General features: G+C 72.4%; 15 protein-coding genes and 3 pseudogenes. 11 read left to right on the top strand and 7 right to left on the bottom strand.

The window, feature by feature from the left end; translation table 11 throughout:
- Positions 1–9: 9 nt before the first annotated feature.
- A pseudogene (locus tag T398_RS09620) lies at positions 10–425 on the top strand (CatB-related O-acetyltransferase); the annotation flags it as partial.
- A 77-nt stretch (positions 426–502) separates the two neighbouring features.
- Here the strand turns inward: T398_RS09620 and T398_RS09615 are convergent.
- A pseudogene (locus tag T398_RS09615) lies at positions 503–1,716 on the bottom strand (MFS transporter).
- A gap of 275 nt (positions 1,717–1,991) precedes the next feature.
- Here T398_RS09615 and T398_RS09610 point away from each other — a divergent pair.
- Complete coding sequence (locus T398_RS09610) at positions 1,992–2,918, top strand: hypothetical protein (protein WP_496445975.1); 927 nt, start codon at positions 1,992–1,994, stop codon at positions 2,916–2,918.
- Between the two features lie 26 nt (positions 2,919–2,944).
- On the opposite strand, the gene T398_RS09605 is transcribed toward T398_RS09610, so the two are convergent.
- Positions 2,945–4,567: an ABC transporter permease gene (locus T398_RS09605; protein WP_496445974.1), complete on the bottom strand. Its 1,623-nt coding sequence runs from the start codon at positions 4,565–4,567 to the stop codon at positions 2,945–2,947.
- Positions 4,564–5,490: an ABC transporter ATP-binding protein gene (locus tag T398_RS09600; protein WP_496445973.1), complete on the bottom strand. Its 927-nt coding sequence runs from the start codon at positions 5,488–5,490 to the stop codon at positions 4,564–4,566. The genes T398_RS09605 and T398_RS09600 overlap by 4 nt, the downstream gene beginning before the upstream one ends.
- Before the next feature lie 321 nt (positions 5,491–5,811).
- Between T398_RS09600 and T398_RS09595 the strand changes: the two genes are divergently transcribed.
- Positions 5,812–7,593, top strand: coding sequence for an N-acetylglutaminylglutamine amidotransferase (locus T398_RS09595; protein WP_496445972.1), 1,782 nt, complete (start codon positions 5,812–5,814; stop codon positions 7,591–7,593).
- A 73-nt stretch (positions 7,594–7,666) separates the two neighbouring features.
- Here the strand turns inward: T398_RS09595 and T398_RS09590 are convergent, their stop codons facing one another.
- Together T398_RS09590 and T398_RS09585 are read right to left on the bottom strand one after the other, a co-directional pair.
- Positions 7,667–8,803 (bottom strand): carboxylate-amine ligase, encoded by a 1,137-nt coding sequence (locus tag T398_RS09590; protein ID WP_496445971.1) that lies wholly within the window; start codon positions 8,801–8,803, stop codon positions 7,667–7,669.
- Between the two features lie 150 nt (positions 8,804–8,953).
- Entirely contained in the window at positions 8,954–9,376 is a 423-nt protein-coding gene (locus T398_RS09585) for a Fur family transcriptional regulator (RefSeq protein WP_018724739.1), read from the bottom strand.
- Positions 9,377–9,642: 266 nt separating this feature from the next.
- Between T398_RS09585 and T398_RS09580 the strand changes: the two genes are divergently transcribed.
- From T398_RS09580 to T398_RS09565, 4 genes are read left to right on the top strand one after another with little or no spacing between them, the layout of a single operon-like run.
- Positions 9,643–10,068, top strand: coding sequence for a TOBE domain-containing protein (locus T398_RS09580; RefSeq protein WP_496445970.1), 426 nt, complete (start codon positions 9,643–9,645; stop codon positions 10,066–10,068).
- Positions 10,065–10,832 (top strand): molybdate ABC transporter substrate-binding protein, encoded by a 768-nt coding sequence (gene modA / locus T398_RS09575; RefSeq protein WP_496445969.1) that lies wholly within the window; start codon positions 10,065–10,067, stop codon positions 10,830–10,832. Before T398_RS09580 ends, modA begins: the two co-directional genes overlap by 4 nt.
- Positions 10,829–11,677 (top strand): ABC transporter permease, encoded by an 849-nt coding sequence (locus tag T398_RS09570; protein ID WP_496445968.1) that lies wholly within the window; start codon positions 10,829–10,831, stop codon positions 11,675–11,677. Before modA ends, T398_RS09570 begins: the two co-directional genes overlap by 4 nt.
- Positions 11,674–12,738, top strand: a complete 1,065-nt coding sequence (locus tag T398_RS09565; RefSeq protein WP_496446037.1) for an ABC transporter ATP-binding protein — start codon at positions 11,674–11,676, stop codon at positions 12,736–12,738. Before T398_RS09570 ends, T398_RS09565 begins: the two co-directional genes overlap by 4 nt.
- A gap of 172 nt (positions 12,739–12,910) precedes the next feature.
- Here T398_RS09565 and T398_RS09560 read toward each other — a convergent pair.
- Positions 12,911–13,216 (bottom strand): annotated as a pseudogene (locus T398_RS09560) (pyridoxal-dependent decarboxylase); the annotation flags it as partial.
- Positions 13,217–13,222: 6 nt separating this feature from the next.
- Positions 13,223–14,254, bottom strand: a complete 1,032-nt coding sequence (locus tag T398_RS09555; protein ID WP_496445967.1) for an ABC transporter substrate-binding protein — start codon at positions 14,252–14,254, stop codon at positions 13,223–13,225.
- A 93-nt stretch (positions 14,255–14,347) separates the two neighbouring features.
- On the opposite strand from T398_RS09555, the gene T398_RS09550 reads away from it, so the two are divergent.
- The 4 genes from T398_RS09550 to T398_RS09535 are packed head-to-tail and all read left to right on the top strand — an operon-like array spanning position 14,348 to position 19,382.
- Entirely contained in the window at positions 14,348–15,424 is a 1,077-nt protein-coding gene (locus T398_RS09550; protein WP_496446036.1) for a FecCD family ABC transporter permease, read from the top strand.
- Positions 15,421–16,449, top strand: a complete 1,029-nt coding sequence (locus T398_RS09545; RefSeq protein ID WP_496445966.1) for a FecCD family ABC transporter permease — start codon at positions 15,421–15,423, stop codon at positions 16,447–16,449. The genes T398_RS09550 and T398_RS09545 overlap by 4 nt, the downstream gene beginning before the upstream one ends.
- A gap of 26 nt (positions 16,450–16,475) precedes the next feature.
- Positions 16,476–17,273 (top strand): ABC transporter ATP-binding protein, encoded by a 798-nt coding sequence (locus T398_RS09540; protein WP_496445965.1) that lies wholly within the window; start codon positions 16,476–16,478, stop codon positions 17,271–17,273.
- Between the two features lie 9 nt (positions 17,274–17,282).
- On the top strand, positions 17,283–19,382 hold the full coding sequence (locus T398_RS09535; protein ID WP_496445964.1) for a penicillin acylase family protein: 2,100 nt from the start codon (positions 17,283–17,285) through the stop codon (positions 19,380–19,382).
- Positions 19,383–19,391 lie beyond the last annotated feature (9 nt).

Below are 19,391 nucleotides of genomic sequence, written 5' to 3'. Positions count from 1 at the left end.
CGGGGTCCCATCATGAGCGGCGCCAACCATCGCCTGGACGGGCCCTCGACCTTCCCGTTTCCAATTATGGGTGGCGCCTGGAGTGAACACTTCGATCTCCTCACCAACCTGCCCGGGCGGGTGACACGGTGGTTGGCAACGACGTATGGTTCGGCTACCACACCATGATTATGCCCGGTGTTCACATCGGCAGTGGGGCGATCATTGCTGCTGGATCTGTGGTCGTCGACGATGTCCCCGAATACAGCGTCGTCGGCGGCAACCCGGCCAAGGTGATCCGCCGCCGCTTCCACGAAGACGACGTTCGCCGCCTGATGGCGCTTGCCTGGTGGGACTGGCCGCTGCAACACATCACCGACAACATCCGCATGATCATGTCCGGCAGTATTGCCGCCCTGGAGACCGTGGCACCGCCAACGAGCTGATGTGTCTTATCCGTCCACTGGCAACAGCCGCCTCCCCCACCAGCTCGGATCCGGCAACAACGACGACGGCTCGGTAGTCATTCGTGACGTCCGCGAAGAGGGCGGGTGGCTGGCACCAGCGCGACCGACAACAGCAGCAGAATCGGTACCACCAGCAGGGAGTGCAAGGTCCCGACCCGTTCCCCGATCAGGCCGAGCAGGGGCGGTCGGCGAGGAACGCGGTGTAGCCGATCGCGGCGACCACGCTGACCCGGGCCGGGGCCTGCTCCTCCTCGTCGGCCGCCGCACTCATCCCCACCGGAAAGCTGAGCGAGCCGCCGAGGCCCCACAACGCCACGCCGACGGCCGCGACCGGCTCGGACTCAGCTAGTACCGCCACGCTCACGCCGGCTACCGCGAGCAGGATCGCACCGCTGAGCACCGGCAGCCGCCCCCACCGGTCCAGGGCGAGGGTGCCGGTGATCCGGCCAATGGTCATGCCGACCACGAACATTCCGTACACGATGGCCGCGGCCGCCTCGCTGACGCCGTACCCATCAACGAAAGCAATTGCGACCCAGTCGGTGGCGCTCCCCTCACTGAACGCCGCGACCAGCACAAACAGGCCGATCAGCAGGGTCCGTGGCTCCCGCCAGGCCGCCAACAGCGAACGACGGCGGATCGCCGGGGATGTCTGGCCACCGGCCGAGGTCGTCCCGGCAGCCGGCAGAAACTTTCGAGCGCCGAAGACCATCCCGACCAGCACCACCCCGCCGACCAACGGTAGGTGGAAAGCGAGCGCCAGCCCCACCTCGGCGGCCACCGCACCGAGACCCGCCCCCGCCACCGAACCCAGGCTCCACGCCGCGTGAAACCGCGGCATCACCGCCCGACCGAGCCATCGCTCAACAGCGGCGCCCTCGATGTTCATCGCGACATCGCAGGTACCGGTGCCGTAACCGAAGACGAACAGGCCCACCGCCACCCCGGCCGGCCAGCTGGCCGCGCTCGCGCAGACGCCCGTCACCAGCAGGCCGACGGAGAGCGTCAGCGCCGCCCCCATCACCGTCCGGGCAGTGCCGAAACGCTGGACGACCAGACCGGAGATGGGCATCGCCACCACCGCACCCACCGACATCGCGAGCAACAGCAGCCCGAGCCGGGTCGCGGAAAGGTCAAGCGTCTCCCGGGCCGCCGGCACCCGGGCAAACCAGGACCCGATAGCGAAACCGTTGAGGGCGAACACCAGCACTACACCGGTCCGGGCAGCCAGCACCGACCGCACGGCGGATGGTGCGACGACGCTGCGCACGACTGGATCCTCTCGCTCGAGGAGTGGTGCTGGGGCCGGGCCACACGAGCACACCCCCCGAGAGACACTCTCCACGCGTACCGAACCTCCCGGCCCAGCTCACGCACTGTCCGCCAAGCGCCGATCGGCACGCCGCGCCGCTGCTGCCCCACTGGCCCGGTCCTTGTTAACGTGAGTAGGCGGCGACACCGCACCTGCCGGCACTCCCCTCGTACCTGGCACCGACCGCACCACCCTTCGGCCCGACGGACCGGTTGACGGACGAGGGAGGCGACATGGCCGACGGCCCGCCGACAGAGGAACGCCCGGCGGCCACGCCCCCCGATCCGGGTCAGCATCGCCAGGCCCCGCCGGACCCCGGGCGACCTGGCCGCTGGGCCCGGCTGGGGCGAGCATCCCGACGGAGCGCCGCACGGCTGGCGGCCGGAGCACGGCGAGTTGCCGCCCGGCTGGCACCAGCGGCCCGTCCGTTCGCCGCCCGGCTGGCACCGGCCACCCAGCGGCTGTGGCGGTGGCTACTCACGGTGGCCCGTATGGTCGACACGGCCGCGAAGCAGGGGCCGGCACCGCCCCCACCACAAGATCCGATCGAGCGGCGGGAGCCAACCGGTCCGATCACCGTCTTCGCCCGGGGTTACGTCTTCACCTTCACCATCCGCGCCGACCTCACCTGGCGTTCGCAGGGACTGCGACCGGATCAGCTGGCCTGGTACGCCCACTACTTTCTGCCACCGGCTACCCAGCGGCTAACCAACATCGCCGCCGATCTCGCCCGTACCGTCGCACCGCACCGGGCCGGTGAGCTGGAGGCGCAGCTTCAGCGGAAGCTTTCTCAGCAGGAACCGTGGTCGTTCGAGCGCGGCGGTCAGACGGTCACCTGCCGTCCCACCGCATGGGTGCAGCTCGATGAGCGAGTCCGTCAAGCCCTCCAGCCCTACTGGGAACGCGTGATCGCGCTGGACTGCCGGCACGAGGAGCTCCTACGCCGCGCCCGCTACGCCGAGCAGCTCAACCGACGCTGGTCGGCGATCCTCGCCGACCAGCCCGACGCCGACCTCTCCGAAGCGGTCGGCGAGGAGCTGGCCCGCGCCCGGGAGCGGATCCTATCCGAGCAGCGGGCCGCCGCGCGGTGGAGCGGTGAACTGCTACGCCAACGCCACACCGGCCCGGAGTCCGAGCCAGAGCCGGAAGTCTCCGGCTAGCGCCCCGGACTCGTGCTGCGAGCCAATCAGCTGGGGACGTCGCGGCGGCGGAAGCCGGCCAGCCCGGCGGCGAGCAGTGCACCGGCCACGGCGGTGAGCAGCACCAACGGCGGCGCGGTCGCCTCGACCGCCGGCACTGCGGGGACATGGGTGTAGGGCGAAAGGTTGAGCACCGCCTGCGGCAGGTCGAGCGCCGCGCCGAGCTGCCCCAACAGCAGTAACCCGATCAGCACCACCCAGGACAGCGACACCGACCACCGGGGAACCAACCCGAGCAACGCGGTCACCAAGCCCGCCACCACCAGCAACGCCGGTAGCTGCAGCAACCCGGCCCCACCCAGGTGGAGCGCCCACCTGCCCGGGTCACCGGCCGCGAGTCCGTAGCCGAGGCCGGTCGCGAGCCCGGCCAGCAGCACGAGGACCGCCGCGCCCAGGACGGCGCCCACCACCTGGGTGGTCAGCCAGCGAACCCTACCCACCGCGGTCGCGAGTACCGCCTCCAGGACGCCGCCCGACTCGTCGGCGCGGGTACGCAGCAACGCCTGCACCACGTACGCGCCGATGACCAACGCGAACAGCCCCAGCATCGCGGCGAGGAACGCGTCAACCAGGTCGTCAACCCCGCCCCCCATCGCGGCGATCAGCTCGGCGGCGGCCGGATTCTCGGCGATCACGTCGTTGACCTCGTCCGCGGCGAAGCCCATCGAGAACCCGAGGATCACCACGGCCACCGACCAGCCGGCCAGGGAGCCGCGGTGCAGTCGCCAGAGCAGTCCGTTCGGGCTGAGCAGGCCAGCGGCGGCACGGGCCGGCCCGCGCCGGTCGCTGAGCAACCCGGCGCCGAGGTCCCGCCGACGGGCGAGCCCGAACGCGGCCAGGGTGGCGCCGACCAGCAACACGACCGGCAGGCCCAGTACCCACCACCGCTCGGCACCGAACGCGCGGACCTGAGTGCCCCAGCCGAGCGGGGAGAGCCAGGACGGCCAGGCGCTCACCAGTTGCAGGCCCTCCCGCTCGCCGAGGACATCCCCGGCGGCGCGGAGCAGGAAAGCCACCCCGACGCTGGCCGCGGCCAACGCGTTCGCACCACGGGAGGTAACCGTGAGCTGGGCGGTGACGGCGGCGACGGCGGTGAAGGCGACACCAACCCCGGCGATCGTCCCGCCGGCGGCGAGGGATCCAGCCAGCGGCAGACCGGCGGCGGCGAAGGCCAGCCCGAGGAGTAAGCCGGCGGCCACGTTCGCCCCGACGACGACAAGCAACGGGGCGGTGAGCAACGCGTGCCGACCGACGACGGCCGCACCGAGCAGCTCCGCCCGGCCGGTCTCCTCGTTCTGTCGGGTGTGCCGGACTACGGCGAACGTACTGACCAGGGCGGCGAGCAGGGTTAGCGTCAGATATGCCTCGACGAGGACGATCGAGCCCAGCTCGGCGTTGGAGATTGGCCCGTTGAAGGCGCGCGCCACCACGCTGGTTAGCGCGGTCTCGGCATAGCTGAGGCGAGCGGCCTCGTCGGGGTAGAACTCGATGACGCTACCGGCGAGGGCGTACCCGAGCAGCGGCGTACCGAGCACCCAGGCCCCGAGCTTGATCCGGTCACGGCGCAGAACGAGCCGGACCAGTCGGCCGGTGCCGGTAAATGCGCTCACCGGGCCTGCTCCGCACCGCTGTCGGCGGCGGCCCGGCCGTCGTCGGCCCCGTCGTAGTGCCGCAGGAACAGCTCCTCCACGGTGGGCGGCGCGCTCACCAGCGCCCGGACCTCGAAGCGGATCAGGTGGGCGAGCAGTGCGTCGAGGTGCTCCGGCTCCACCTCCAACCGGACCCGGCCGTCAACGGCCCGGACCTCGTGCACGCCGGGCAACTCCGCGACTCCGGTCAGCGGACGCACCGTCTCGACGGTGACCGTGGTACGGGCGAGGTGCCGCAGCTCACTCAGCGAGCCGGACTCAACGGTACGGCCGGCGCGGATGATGCTGACCCGATCGCAGAGCGCCTCCACCTCGGCGAGCACGTGACTGGAGAGCAGCACCGTGGCGCCGTTGCCGGTGAGCCGCCGCACCTCTTCCTGGAACACCGCCTCCATCAACGGGTCGAGCCCGGAGGTGGGTTCGTCGAGCACGTAGAGCTCGACGTCGGAGGCGAAGGCGGCGACGATCGCCACCTTCTGCCGGTTGCCCTTGGAGTAGGCCCGGCACTTCTTGGTCGGGTCGAGGTCGAAACGTTCCAACAGCTCGTCCCGGCGACGGTGGTTCAAGCCACCGCGCAATGCTCCGAACAGATCGATCGCCTCTCCGCCGGAGAGGTTGGGCCACAGGTTCACGTCGCCCGGCACATAGGCGAGTCGGCGGTGCAGCGCCACCGCGTCGCGCCACGGGTCACCGTCGAGCAGCCGCACATCGCCGGCATCACCGCGCAGCAGCCCGAGCAGGACGCGGATGGTGGTGGACTTTCCGGAGCCGTTGGGCCCGAGGAAGCCGTGCACCTCCCCCGCCTCCACCTGCAGGTTGAGCCCGTCAAGCGCGCGGACCGCACCGAAGCTCTTCACCAGTCCGTCGACTGCGATAACGGGCATGTGACCTCCTGCCGCCGTCAGTTCACGCCGGGTGCGCGTGTCAGTACCCCACCCGGGTGAACCGATCGCCACCACTCTAGGGGTCGCGCGCCACGCTATACCGGTCTCGGATCCGTCCCGGAACTCGGGCCCGGACGGCGGTGGGCACCGGGCCGGGTTTGAGCGACCCGATCACGGGTACCCGCCGCACCCGTCCGCGGGACGGGCCCGGGCCATGCCCGGTGGCCAGGTGAGACGGTGCGACGGGACGGTGGCCATGGAATCGACGCTCAGCCACCGGCCCGCCCGGACCGCCGGACAGCGGCCGGAGGGGCACTGAGCGTGTGCGGTATCAGCGGGGAAGCGCGTTTTGACGGCTCGAGACCGGACACCGAGGCGGTGATCCGGATGAGCCAGGCGATGGAGTCCCGCGGCCCGGACGACACCGGCCACTGGACGGACGGCTGGGTAGCCCTCGGGCACCGCCGGCTCACCATCATCGACCTCTCCGACACCGGTGCTCAGCCGATGGTGCGCGAGGACCTCGGATCAGCGCTGGTCTTCAACGGATGCATCTACAACTATCCGCAGTTACGCGAGGAGCTCCGGGCCGCCGGGCACACCTTCCGTTCCACCAGTGACACCGAGGTCATCCTGGTGGCGTACGCCGAGTGGGGGGAGGCCTTCGTCGACCACCTGGTCGGCATGTTCGCGATCGGGCTGTTCGACCGGACCCGCCAGCGGCTGGTGCTGGCCCGCGACCGGCTCGGCATCAAGCCGCTCTACCTGGCGGAGTCCCCCGGCCACCTGCGCTTCGCCTCAACTCTGCCCGCGCTACTGCACGCCGGCGACGTGGACACCGACATCGACCCGGTTGCCCTGCACCACTACCTCTCCTGGCATTCGATTGTGCCGGCGCCCCGGACCGTGCTGCGCGGCGTCCGGAAGCTACCCCCGGCGACGCTGCGGGTGGTCGAGGCGGACGGGCGCAGCCGCGAACACGTCTACTGGCAGCCGGAGTACGCTCGCGACCCCGGCCATGCCGGCCGGGATGCCCGGGACTGGCAAGCGGCGGTCGGTGACGCCCTGCGCGCGGCGGTTCGCCGGCGGCTGGTGGCGGACGTCCCGGTCGGAGTGCTGCTCTCCGGTGGCCTGGACTCCAGTCTGATCGTGGCCCTGCTCGCCGAGGCGGGCCAACACCATTTGCAAACGTTCAGCATCGGCTTCGACAGCCGGGGCGACGAGGCCGGCGACGAGTTCCACTACTCCGACCAGGTGGCCCGGGCCTTCGGCACCGACCACCGGCGGATCCGACTCGCCGACAACGACCTCCTGCCGGCGGTCCAAGCCACGATCGCCGCGATGACCGAGCCGATGGGCAGCCACGACGTGGTGGCCTTCCACCTGCTCAGCGAGCAGGTGGCCAAGCACGTCAAGGTGGCCCAGTCGGGGCAGGGCGCCGACGAGGTGTTCGCCGGCTACGGCTACCACCAGCCGCTCGCGAGGGCGCCCCGGGACGGGGCGGCGGAGGTGTTCGCCGCGTCCTTCTTCGACCGTGACCACGCCGAGTTGTCCCGGGTTGTCAGTCCGACGTACGCCCACGACCGGGATGCCAGCCGGGAGCTACTCGTCGCCGAGTTGGCCGCGCCCGGTGCGGAGACCGCGCTGGACGCGGTGCTGCGCCTGGACACGCACCGGATGCTCCCCGACGACCCGGTCAAGCGGGTGGACAGCATGTCCATGGCGTGGGGGCTGGAGGTCCGCACCCCCTTCCTGGACCAGGATCTGGTCACGCTCGCCGCGGCCTGTCCGCCGGAGCACAAGGTGGCGCAGGGCGGCAAGGGCGTACTCAAGGAGATCGCCCGGGAGGTGCTGCCGGCGGAGGTGATCGACCGGCCGAAGGGGTACTTTCCGGTGCCGGCACTGCGCAACGTCTCCGGGCGGGTGCGGGAGCTGGTCCTGGACGCGCTGCGGGCACCGGCCGCCCAGGAACGGGGGCTGTTCCAGCCCGAATATGTTGACGAACTGCTCGCCGACCCGGCGGCGACGCAGGCCGCGGCCGGCAGCAACAAGCTGTGGCAGCTCGGGCTGCTGGAGCTGTGGCTGCAGACGCACCAGCGGTAGGAGGACGGACGGCCGCACCACCACCAGCGGTCGGACAGGCGGTTCGGCTCAGCGGTAGGGCGGGCGGTTCGGCTCAGGCCGAGGTGGGGCGGGTCTGTGCGGCCAGGTGGGCCAGCACGGCGCCGACATCGCAGCCGGTCCGCTCCAAAATCCGACGCTGCCGTGCCGCACCGGTGCCCTCGTCCCGGAGCCGAGTTAGCTGGTCGAGTACGTACCCCCGGTCGCCCTGGCGCTCCAGGGCGGGCGTGACGAGGGCGAACATCTCGTCCACCAGGTCCCAGGCCGGCCGGGCGTGCCCGGTACGAAGGTCGACAAGGTCACCGTCAAGCCCGTCGTGAGCGGCTCGCCAGTGCGCGGCGGAGACCAGGCAGCCTCGGGTCCGGGTTGCCCGGGCACCACCCCGGACCTCCGCCGCGAGGGTCGCGACGAGGGCACGTACCAGCGCGGCCACCAGTACCGTGTCGTCAACCGTGGGACAGACGTCACCAACCCGGACCTCGACCGTGGGGTACGCGACGGAGGGCCGGACGTACCAGTAGACCATCCCGGCATCGAGCATGATCCCCGCCTTGATCAGGTCCGCCACCGTGGCGTCGTAGTCGGCGGCCGAGTCGAAGTACGGGGTGGGGCCGATGCTTGGCCAACGCTCCAGCTGCATCCCCCGCCAGCTCGCGTGCCCGGTGTCCTGGCCGTCGTGCAGCGGCGAGTTGACGGTGAGGGCCTGCACGACCGGCAACCACGGGCGCAGGTGATTGCAGACCTGGACCGCCAGTTCCCGGTCGGGCAGGCCGACGTGCACGTGGCAGCCGCAGACCGCCGGGTCGTGCGCGACCGGTCCGAACCGCTGGGACATCGCGTGGTAGCGGGGTTCGTCCGGTACGGTCCGGTGCGCCTCGTTCACCGGAGTCGCTCCCACCGCGACGAGGCGGGCACCGGCGGCCTCGGCCGCGTCAATGGCGGCGGTACGCAGCGCCACCAAGTGCCGCCGCAGCTCCGTCAGGTCGGCTACGACCGGCGTGACCATCTCGACCATGCTGTGTCGAAACTCCTGCCGGCTCTGCTCGTAGGCGGTGCCGGACAACCCGCCGAGTACCTGGGCGGCGACCGGCATGCTCTCCCCCGTGTCGGAGTCCAGCAGCAGAAACTCTTCTTCCACCCCGAGGGTGAGGGTGTCCAGGTCGGGGCGGTCGGTGGCCGGACGGTACGTCATGGCGATCGGCGTCCGTTCGTCGGGCGGCGCGCGACGCCGCGTGGCCGGGGTGCCGTGGTGCCTTGGCTCTGATTTCCCCGAGCGACGGGGTGGGAAACACCCCGGCTGGCGACAACCGGGCAGGTCCGGACGCGGCGTAGCCGGCGAAGGTCAGGACGCGGCGCAGCCGGCGCAGTTGCCGAAGATCTCCAGGGTGTGCCCGACCTCGGTGAAGCCGTGCTCCGCCGCCACCTGGTCGGCCCAGCGTTCGACTGCCGGACCGGCCACCTCCACGGTCCGTCCGCAGGACCGGCAGACCAGGTGGTGGTGGTGACGACTCTGGCTGCACTGGCGGAAGAGCTGTTCGCCGCCGGGCAGCCGGGTGGAGTCGATCTCACCGGCGTCCACCAGAAGCTGCAGGGTCCGGTAGACGGTGGTCAGGCCCACCCGGGCGTCGCGGTCGCAGAGCATCCGGTGCAGTTGCTGCGCCGTGTGGAACCCGTCGACCTCCCCGAGTAGCGCGAGCACCTCGGCCCGCTGCCGGGTGTTCCGGGTTGCGTTCGGAATCGTCTGCGGCACCGTACTCCCCACCATCTCACGTGTGCTGCCCGCCGGGGCAGCTCCGGCCTACCCACATTATGCGCGGCCGGGTCAGACCGGCCCGCGCCGTACACCGCGACGGCCAGCCGGACCCCTCGATCCCGCCGCCGACAGGTCGACTGACCACCGGGTCAGGGTCGGCACGCCGGTACCGACCGGGAGCAAACTTCGTGGTTGCGAGGAAATTTACCTCCGATGCCTCGCAACCGCCGGGTAGAAGCGGTTCAACACCTCTCGGATGCAAACGCTAAGGTGACCGGGTGACGAGGTTCCGGATCGGGGAAGCGGCCGAGCTGCTCGGGGTGAGCGCCGACACCGTCCGCCGCTGGATCGACTCCGGGCGCATTCGGGCGGAACGCGACGAGCATGGACACCGCGCCGTGGACGGGGTGGATCTGGCGGCGTTCGCCCGCGCGCAGGCGGCCGAGCGCGACGAGCGGTCCGACGCCTCGTCTGCCCGCAACCGACTACGCGGCATCGTCGTCGGCGTGGTCCGGGACACCGTGATGGCCCAGGTCGACATCCAGGCCGGCCCGTTCCGCATCGTCTCCCTGATGAGCCGGGAGGCCGTCGACGAATTGGACCTGCGGGTCGGCTCGCTGGCCGTCGCCGTGATCAAGTCAACGAACGTACTGGTCGAGCGGGCTACGCCGCCGGCCGGCACCCGGGGAAGGCCGGTGCCGTGAGGCCGCGTACCGCGATCGTGGCCGGCGCCGTCACGCTGGTCCTGGCCGGCTGCGGCACCCCGGGTGGTGCAGTCGCCGACGGTGGCGTGACCGGCACGGTGACCGTCTTCGCCGCCGCGTCGCTCACCGCGACGTTCGACCGGATCGGGCGCGACTTCGAGGCAGCCCATCCGGGCAGCACCGTCGTGTTCAACTTCGCCGGCAGCTCCGCCCTCGCCACCCAGCTCACCGAAGGGGCCCCGGCGGATGTCTTCGCCTCCGCCGCCCCGCAGCACCTGGCCGCCGTCGCCACCGCCGACGACGCGGAGGGCACGCCGGCCGTCTTCGTCCGCAACCAGCTCGTCATCGCGGTCGCCGCCGGCAACCCCGAGGGCATCCGGGGCCTGGGTGACCTGACCCGGCCTGGGCTGAAGGTGGCGCTCTGCGCCGAGCAGGTGCCGTGTGGGTCGGCGGCCCACCGGGCGCTCGACGCCGCCGGCGTCGCGCTGACCCCGGTCACCCTGGAGGCGCACGTGCGGGGCGCCCTGGCGAAGGTACGGCTGGGTGAGGTGGACGCCGCCCTCGTCTACCGCACCGACACGCGGGCCGCCGCGCCGGACGTGGCGGCGGTGGAGTTCCCCGAGTCCGCCCAGGCCGTCAACGACTACCCGATCGCCGTGTTGGTCGACGCGCCGAACCCCACCGCGGCCCACGCCTTCGTGGCCCACGTCCGCTCCGCCCGGTCGCGGGCGGTGCTCACCGAGGCCGGGTTCCAGGCGCCATGACGCTCACCGCGCGTCCGGTGCGCCGGCCGACGGGCATCCGCCGGCCGCGTGGCGCCCGGCAACGGGGCGGTGGCGTCCCGGTCGCGTTGCTGCTGCCGGCGCTGCTCGGCCTGGCCTTCCTGACCCTGCCGCTGATCGGTCTGCTGGCCCGCACCCCGTGGAGCACCCTGCCGCAGCGGCTCGCCGAGCCCGGGGTGCTGGCCGCGCTGCGGCTGTCGCTGCTCACCGCCACCCTGGCGACCCTGCTCTGCCTGCTGCTCGGGGTGCCGCTGGCGTGGCTGCTCGCCCGGGTGGAGTTCCCCGGCCGGCGGCTGGTGCGCGCCCTGGTCACCGTGCCCCTGGTACTTCCGCCGGTGGTGGGCGGGGTGGCCCTGCTGCTGGTCTTCGGTCGGCGTGGGCTGATCGGCGGCTGGCTCGACCAGACCTTCGGGATCACGCTGCCGTTCACCACCACCGGCGTGGTGTTCGCCGAGGCGTTCGTGGCGATGCCGTTCCTGGTCATCGCCGTGGAGGGGGCGCTACGGGGCGCCGACCGCCGGTACGAGGAGGCCGCGGCGACCCTCGGCGCCGGCCGGTGGACCACGTTCACGCACGTCACCGTGCCGCTGGTCGGCCCGGGCCTGGCCGCCGGGGCGGTGCTGTGCTGGGCCCGGGCGCTGGGCGAGTTCGGTGCCACGATCACCTTCGCCGGCAACTACCCGGGCCGGACCCAGACCATGCCGCTCGCGGTTTACCTGGCGCTGGAGACCGATGTCGAGGCCGCGATCGTACTCAGCCTGATCCTGCTCGTCGTCTCGGTCGTGATCCTGGCGGGGCTGCGCGACCGGTGGATCAGCACACCGTGACCGGGTATCTCCTGGACGCACGCCTCGCGGTGGAGCGGGGCGGCTTCCTGCTGGACGTACCGCTGCGCGTCGCTGCCGGTGAGGTGGTGGCGCTGTTGGGTCCGAACGGCGCCGGCAAGACGACCGCCCTACGGGCACTCGCCGGCCTGCAGCCCCTGACCGCCGGCCACCTCACGGTGGCGGGCAGCGACCTGGACCGGCCGGACCGGCGCACGTTCGTCCCCGCCGAGCGCCGTTCGGTCGGTGTGGTATTCCAGGACTATCTGCTCTTCCCGCACCTGAACGCGCTCGACAACGTGGCCTTCGGCCCGCGCCGGCACGGCGCCAACCGGCGGACGGCCCGGCGCAGCGCCGGCGACTGGTTGGCTCGGGTGGGGCTGGTCGAACATGCCCGCCGGCGACCCGGGCAGCTCTCCGGCGGGCAGGCCCAGCGGGTGGCGCTGGCCCGGGCGCTCGCGGTCCGGCCGGCCATGCTGCTGCTCGACGAGCCGCTGGCCGCCCTGGACGCCCGTACCCGCCTGGACACCCGCGCCGAACTGCACCGGCACCTGACCGCCCACCCCGGCGCCACCGTGCTGGTCACGCATGACCCACTCGACGCGCTGGTGCTGGCCGACCGGCTGGTGATCGTGGAGGAGGGCCGGGTGGTCCAGGAGGGGGATGCCGCCGCCGTCACCGCCCGGCCCCGTACCGGCTATGTCGCCCAACTGGTCGGGCTGAACCTGCACCGGGGCCGGGCCGAGAACAACCACGTCCGGGTCGCCGACGGGCTCCTGCTCACCGTCCCGGAACACCTCGACGGGGATGCCTTCGTCGCGTTCCGTCCCTCAGCGGTGACGCTGCACGATGACCAGCCCGCCGGTAGCCCACCCAACACCTGGCCGGCCACGGTCGCCGGGGTGCAGCGCCACGGTGACAACCTGCGGGTGCAGTTGGACGGGCCGGTCCGGGTGGCGGCCGACGTACCGCCCGCGACCGCCGCGACCCTGCGCCTGATGCCAGGCCAACGGGTGTGGGCCGCGGTCGGGGTGACGGAGACGCGCGCCTACCCGGCGGGGTAGCGGACGCGCCTACCGGCCGGGTAGGCGCGCTCCGGACCGGGTAGGCGCGCTCCGGACCGGGTAGGCGCGCTCCGGACCGGGTAGGCGCGCTCGGGGCCGGGCCGTCAGCTCCCCGGTCGGTACGGAGCGAGCGGGTTCGCCAGCGTCCCCACGAGTTGCAACGCCCCCGCCGGACGGCCTCCACTCGGGCCAGCAGCAGGGCGTGCAGGTTGGACTGGGTCCCACCGCTGGTGAGGATTCCGTCGGCGGTCGCTCCGACGCCGACCCGGGCGGCCGTCCACCCGATCAACCGGCGCCCGATGAAGGTGGCGCCAGCGCTCTGGCCCCACGTGTCCAGCAACGGGTTGACGACGGTGAGCATCGCCTCGCCGAGCAGCGCGGGGATTGCGACCGGGCAGTGGAGATAGGCCAGGGAGCGGGGGTGGTGGAACCAGACCGCGTCGCGCAGCCACAGCTCGTCCAACTCGTCCAGGGCGGTGGTGGGTCAGCTGACCTTCTTCGCACCCTTGATCGCGGTGGCCAGGTTCTCCAGCAGCGGAGCGGCACCGGCGTACGAGAAGCGGGGCACGGAGTCCCAGGCGGTGATCTGGTTGGCCGCCACGGCCGGCAGCTGCGCCCAGGTCGGCTTGGCGGCGAGATCGTCGGCCTGCAGCGCGGTGCCGCGGTTGTCGAGCAGAATCAGGTCGGCCGGGAACTTGCTGGCATTTTCCCAGCTGAGTGCCGCGAAGTAGTCGCCCGCCTCCAGCTTGGTCGGCACCACGAGGTCGACGCCGAGCTCGGCGAAGTACATCAGGTCGGTGCTGACCTTCGGGTTGGAGACGTAAAACAGGTCGGGGCTGCCGGAGCAGGCCATCACCTTGATACCCGGGTTGGCCTTGACGGCTTCGCGGACCGACTCCGCGGCGGCGTCGAAGCGGGCCTTCGCCTTGGTTACCGCCGGCGCGGACAGGTCCGCGCCGAGGGACTCGGCGAGCTGCGCGTATCGTTCGATGGGCTGGGTCATGGGCACCCGGGCAGTGGTGATCGCCGCGACCGGGGCGAGGGGAACGATCTTGTCCTTGCTCTCGTCCGGCACGTACCAGAGCGCATCGCGGTCGTACATGTGGGTGACCAGCAGTTCGGGCCGCAGGCCCGCGTACTTCTCCAGGTTGAACTCGCCCCAGGTGTTGCCCAGGATCTCCACGCTCTCCACGTTCAGCTCCCCGGCCTGCGGGTCCTTGCTGCCGTCGGCGCGGGTGGTCTCGCCGAACACGCCGACGACCTGCTCGTTGACGCCGAAGTCGACCAGCGCCGCGGCCACTCCAGTGAAGGCGACGACACGGGCGGGAGGCGCGTCGGCGGAGAGCTTCTCACCACGGTCGTCGGTGAAGGACCAGGGGCCGCTGCTGGTGTCGGCGGAGGGGGTGTCGGTGTCCTCGCTGCCGCAGCTGGCGAGGAGGGCGGCCAGACTGACACCGCCGGCGGCGGCGAGCAGGCCACGACGGGAAAGTCGACGGGCGGACGCGGGGTGCGACATGTTAGGTCTTTCGGTCGGGGTCGCGGGCGACCATGGATAGCGAAGTTAGGTTAACCTAACCTAACCTAACCTCCTGTCAACCCTGCCCCGGCGATTCGCACCAACTCGGAGTTCACCCTGTCCCTCACTCATGCACCGCCGTCCGCTGCGCAAACGGAGTCGGCGCACCCCATCCGACGCGGTCGCACCGCCACCCGCGCCAGTGGCCTCGCCGCCGCCGTGCTCCTACTCGCCGCCGTCGCGGTGCTCAGCATCGCCGTCGGGGCAAAGGCGCTCCCCCTCGCCGACGTCTGGCCCGGACTACTCGACCCTGACGCGGACGAATACACCGTGGTCCACCAGATGCGACTGCCCCGCACGCTGCTCGGCCTGCTCGCCGGGGCTGCCCTCGGGGTGGCCGGGGCGGTCATGCAGGCGCTCACCCGCAACCCGCTCGCCGACCCCGGGCTACTCGGCATCAACGCCGGCGCCTCCGCGGCGGTAGCCACCGGCACCGCCCTCGTGGGTGTCGCGGGACTGAACGGACAAGTCTGGTTCGCGATGATCGGCGCCGCCGCCGTCACCGCCGCCGGCTACGTCGTCGGCGGCGGGCGCGGCGCCACCCCGGCGCGGCTGGCCCTCGCCGGCGCCGCAATCAACGCCACCCTCTACTCGTATGTGAGCGCGATCATGCTGCTCGACACCGCCTCGCTGGAACGGTTGCGGTTCTGGACCGTGGGATCGCTGGCCAGCGCCGAGCTGGCCATCGTCGGCACGGTGGCGCCGTTCATCGCGGCAGGTCTGCTGCTCGCCCTCGCCGTAGCCCGCCCACTGAACGCCCTCGCCCTCGGCGACGACACCGCACGGGCGCTCGGCGCGCGGCCGGCGCTGATCCGGGCGGCGGTCATCGCGGCGGTCACCCTCCTCTGTGGCGCCGCCACCGCCGCCTGTGGACCGATCGTCTTCGTCGGGCTGCTGGTCCCGCACCTGGTACGCGCGCTGACCGGGCCGGACCTGCGGTGGCTGCTGCCCTACTGCGCCGTGCTCGCACCCGTGCTCCTGCTCGGCGCCGACGTGCTCGGCCGGGTCCTCAGCCGCCCCGGCGAACTCCAGGTCGGCATGGTCACCGCCGTGCTGGGTGGGCCGCTCTTCCTCTGGCTGGTACTCCGCGGGCGGGTGGGGCAGCCATGATCGTCTTGCGTACTCCGGGCGGCGTCTCGCTGCGCCTGCACCCGCGCGCCCTCACCGTCGGCGCGACCTGCGCGCTACTCACCCTGGCCGTGGGGGTGCTGGCACTGGGTAGCGGCGACTACCCGATGAGCGCCGCCGACGTGCTCCGCACCCTGGTCGGCGACGGTACCCCGGCCGAGGAGTTCATCGTCCACGAGCTACGGCTCCCCCGCCTCGCCACCGCCATCGCGGTCGGCGCCGCGCTGGCTCTGGCCGGCGCCGTCTTCCAGACCCTGGTCCGCAACCCCCTCGGCAGTCCCGACCTGCTCGGCTTCACCCAGGGCGCAGCGACCGGCGCGCTGGTGGTGATCGTCGTCGGCGGCACCAGCACGGTGCTCTCCGGCGCCGCCGCCGTCAGCGGATTCGCCACCGGCCTGTTGGTCTACATGATCGCCTGGCGACGCGGAGTGCACGGCTACCGACTCGTGCTGGCCGGCATCGGGATCGCCGCGATCCTCACCGGCGTCAACGGCTGGCTGCTCACCCGCGCCCCCCTGATGGACGCCGCCCGGGCCGTACTCTGGCTCACCGGCAGCCTCGACGGCCGGGGCTGGATCCACGCCCTGCCGGTTCTGATCGCCCTCGCCCTACTCGGGCCGGCGGTGCTGGCCGGCGCCGGGCCCGCCCTGCGGTTGATGGAGATGGGCGACGACTCCGCCAGCGCCCTCGGTGTGCCGGTCGAGCGGCTACGGCTGGCCCTGCTCGGCGCCGCCGTGCTGCTGGTCTCCCTCGCCTCGGCAGCCGCCGGCCCGGTCAACTTCGTGGCACTCACCGCGCCGCACCTGGCCCGGCGACTCACCCGCGCGCCCGGGCCCAACCTGCTGCCCTCGGCACTGCTCGGGGCACTGCTACTGGTCGTTGCCGACCAGATCGCTCAGCGCGCCGTCCCCGGCCACCAACTGCCGGTAGGCGTACTGACCGGCTTGATCGGCGGCGGGTACCTAATCTGGCTACTGGCGGCCGAACGCCGGGCGGGTCGGCTGTGACAACGACGGAGAACGGAGCACCGAAGATGCGGTCCCGGTTACGCGGTAGCGCGATGACCCTGGCGTACGAACGGCGGACCATCTCCCATGAGTTGACCGTTGACGTTCCGGACCAGTCGTTCACCGTCGTCATCGGCCCGAACGCGTGTGGCAAGTCCACCCTGCTACGCGCCCTGTCCCGGCTGCTTCGGCCGAGCACCGGTGCGGTCCTGCTGGACGGAGCGGACATCCACCGGCGTCCCGCCCGGGAGATCGCGAAAACCCTTGGCCTGTTGCCCCAGTCGTCGGTCGCCCCGGACGGCATCGGCGTGGCCGAACTCGTCTCCCGGGGCCGATACCCGCACCAGGGGCTGCTGCGGCAGTGGTCCCGTGCGGACGAAGCGGTGGTCGCCGAGTCGATGGCGGCCACCGGCGTCGCCGACCTCGCCGACCGCCCGGTAGCCGAGCTCTCCGGCGGACAACGGCAACGGGTCTGGCTCGCCATGGCCCTCGCCCAGCAGACTCCTCTGCTGCTGCTCGACGAACCCACCACCTACCTGGATATCGCCCACCAGATCGAGATCCTGGACCTCTGCGCCCGGCTACACGAAGAGGAGGGTCGCACGCTGGTCGCCGTACTCCACGACCTGAACCAGGCCGCCCGCTACGCGACCCACCTGATCGCCATGCGCGACGGGCAGGTGGTGGCGACGGGCCCACCCCGGACGGTGGTTACCGCCGCGCTCGTCGAGAAGGTCTTCGGCCTCCCCTGCCGGGTCATCGACGATCCGGAGACCGGCACCCCGCTGGTGGTGCCGGTGGCCCGGCGCCGGAGTCCGATTTAGAGTCACGGCGTGAGCCTCTTCCGAGACCGGTGGGGTGTGCCGCACCTGCGGGCCGCCGACCCCGACGAGCTGGCATACGCCCAGGGCCGCGTCACCGCGTACGACCGAGCCTGGCAGATCGAGGTGGAGCGGCACCGATCGCTCGGCGGGAGCGCCGCGTTCCTCGGCCCCGAGGCGGTGCCGTGGGACCGGTTCGCCCGGCAGGCCCGCCTCGCCGACACCGCCCGGCGCTGCCACGCCCGCCTCGACCCGGCGACCGCCTCCTGGGTGGGCCGGTACGTGGCCGGAGTCAACGCCGGCCTGGCCGCGGGAGCGGCCCGCGACCCGCGCTTCGCCACCGCTGGGCTCGACGCCGGCCGGTGGGAGCCATGGACTCCGCTGGCGGTCTGGCTGGCCCACCACGTGCTCTTCGCCGGCGTCCCCAGCAAGCTCTGGCGCGAGCACGTCACCCGGCGACTCGGCCCGGACGCCGTCGCGCTCTTCCACGCCGACGCCCCGGTCAGCTCCGGCAGTAACGGCTGGCTGCTGGCCGGCGGACGGACTGCCACCGGTTCCGCCCTACTCGCCGGCGACCCACACCGACCCATCCAGGACCCGGGCATCTACCAGCAGATCCGCCTCGCCTGCGCGGCGTACGACGTGGTCGGCCTGGCGGTGCCGGGGGTCCCCGGCATCGCCCACTTCGGGCACACCGGCGCGGTCGCCTGGGCGATCACCAACGCGATGGCCGACTACCAGGACCTGTACGCCGAGCGGCTATGTCGACAGGGCAGCGGCGTGGAGGCGTACGGACCGGACGGCTGGCAGCCGACGCGTACCCACGCAGAGACGATCACGGTGGCCGGCGGCGAGCCGGTCGAGGTGGAGGTGGTGGAGACCGACCGGGGGCCGGTGATCGTCGGCGGCCCGGAGTCGACCGAGGCGATCAGCCTCCGCTACCCGCCCCGGGTCACCGGCGAGCTGGGTTTCGCCGCGCTGCCGGCGCTCCTGCGGGCACGCACCGTCGCCGACGTTGATGCCGCGGTGGAGCACTGGGTGGAGCCGGTCAATGTGGTGCTCGCCGCCGATACCGCCGGTGGGCTGCTGCACCGGGTGGCCGGTGCGGTGCCGATCCGCCCCCCGGCCAACGGCGTGCGGGTCGTGCCGGCGTGGGAGCCCGGGTACGCCTGGTCTGGCTGGTACCCGATGCCGCGGGCTACCGTCACCGAGGTCGCCGTGATGGCCAACGAGCGCGCTGTCTCCGCTCCGCTGGGGGTTGAGTTCGCACCCCCGCACCGGGCCCGGCGCATCCGCGAGCTGCTCGAGGCAAGCACCGGTTGGACGGCGGAGCGAATGGCCGACGTGCACACCGACACGTACACGGCCGCCGCTGGGCCGCTGCTCGCCCTCCTGGCGGGCCTGGCGGAGCTGCCGACGCCGGCCGCCGCGCTGCGAGACCGGCTGCTGCGCTGGGATCGACGGATGGCTGCCGACAGCGCCGACGCGGGGGCCTTCGCCGCCGTCCGGGCCGCCCTGGTCCGGCGGATCACCGCGCATCCGGCGCTGGCGGCGCTCGCTGACCCACCTGCCTACCCGGAGGTCTTCGCGCCCTGGTTGGCGCTGGCCCCGCGGGTGGGGACGGCGCTGGGCGCGCTGCTCGCTCCCGACGCGCTTCCCGGGCTGGACGCACCGGCCCTGGTCCGGGCCGCACTGCTCGAGGTCGCCGGCAGCGACCTCGATCCCGCTGTCGGCGGCGAGGCAGCCCGGTGGGGCGCCCGCCACCGGCTCGCACCCTGGCGGGCGGTGCCGGTCAACGTGCTCGCGGAGAACGTGGTCGCGGAGAATCCGGTGCCGGGCTCCCCGGAGGTGGATGCCGGACCGGAACTCGGCGGGGAGCACGACTGTGTGCTCTCCACCTCCAGCGTGCCCGGGGTAACCGACCTGTGCCGGCGCGGGCCGGCCGCCCGGTACGCCTGGGACCTCGCCCGGCGGGAGAAGAGCCGCTGGGTGGTGCCCCTCGGCGCGGATGGCGTGCCCGGCTCGGCGCACGACGACGACCAGCTGGCCGCCTGGCAGCGCGGGGAGCTGCTGCCGGTGGTCACCGACTGGGACAAGCTGACGGAGGAGTAGAACGGCTGA

This window comes from Salinispora goodfellowii (genome assembly GCF_059570675.1).
This window is presented reverse-complemented; position numbering and strand designations above follow the sequence as displayed.

Bases quoted from the DNA above. Each gene is read 5' to 3' on its own strand.
- T398_RS09610 (WP_496445975.1), top strand. From the start codon at position 1,992: ATGGCCGACGGCCCGCCGACAGAGGAACGCCCGGCGGCCACGCCCCCC.
- T398_RS09600 (WP_496445973.1), bottom strand. From the start codon at position 5,490: ATGCCCGTTATCGCAGTCGACGGACTGGTGAAGAGCTTCGGTGCGGTC.
- T398_RS09590 (WP_496445971.1), bottom strand. From the start codon at position 8,803: ATGACGTACCGTCCGGCCACCGACCGCCCCGACCTGGACACCCTCACC.
- T398_RS09585 (WP_018724739.1), bottom strand. From the start codon at position 9,376: ATGGTGGGGAGTACGGTGCCGCAGACGATTCCGAACGCAACCCGGAAC.
- T398_RS09570 (WP_496445968.1), top strand. From the start codon at position 10,829: ATGACGCTCACCGCGCGTCCGGTGCGCCGGCCGACGGGCATCCGCCGG.
- T398_RS09555 (WP_496445967.1), bottom strand. From the start codon at position 14,254: ATGTCGCACCCCGCGTCCGCCCGTCGACTTTCCCGTCGTGGCCTGCTC.
- T398_RS09545 (WP_496445966.1), top strand. From the start codon at position 15,421: ATGATCGTCTTGCGTACTCCGGGCGGCGTCTCGCTGCGCCTGCACCCG.
- T398_RS09540 (WP_496445965.1), top strand. From the start codon at position 16,476: ATGCGGTCCCGGTTACGCGGTAGCGCGATGACCCTGGCGTACGAACGG.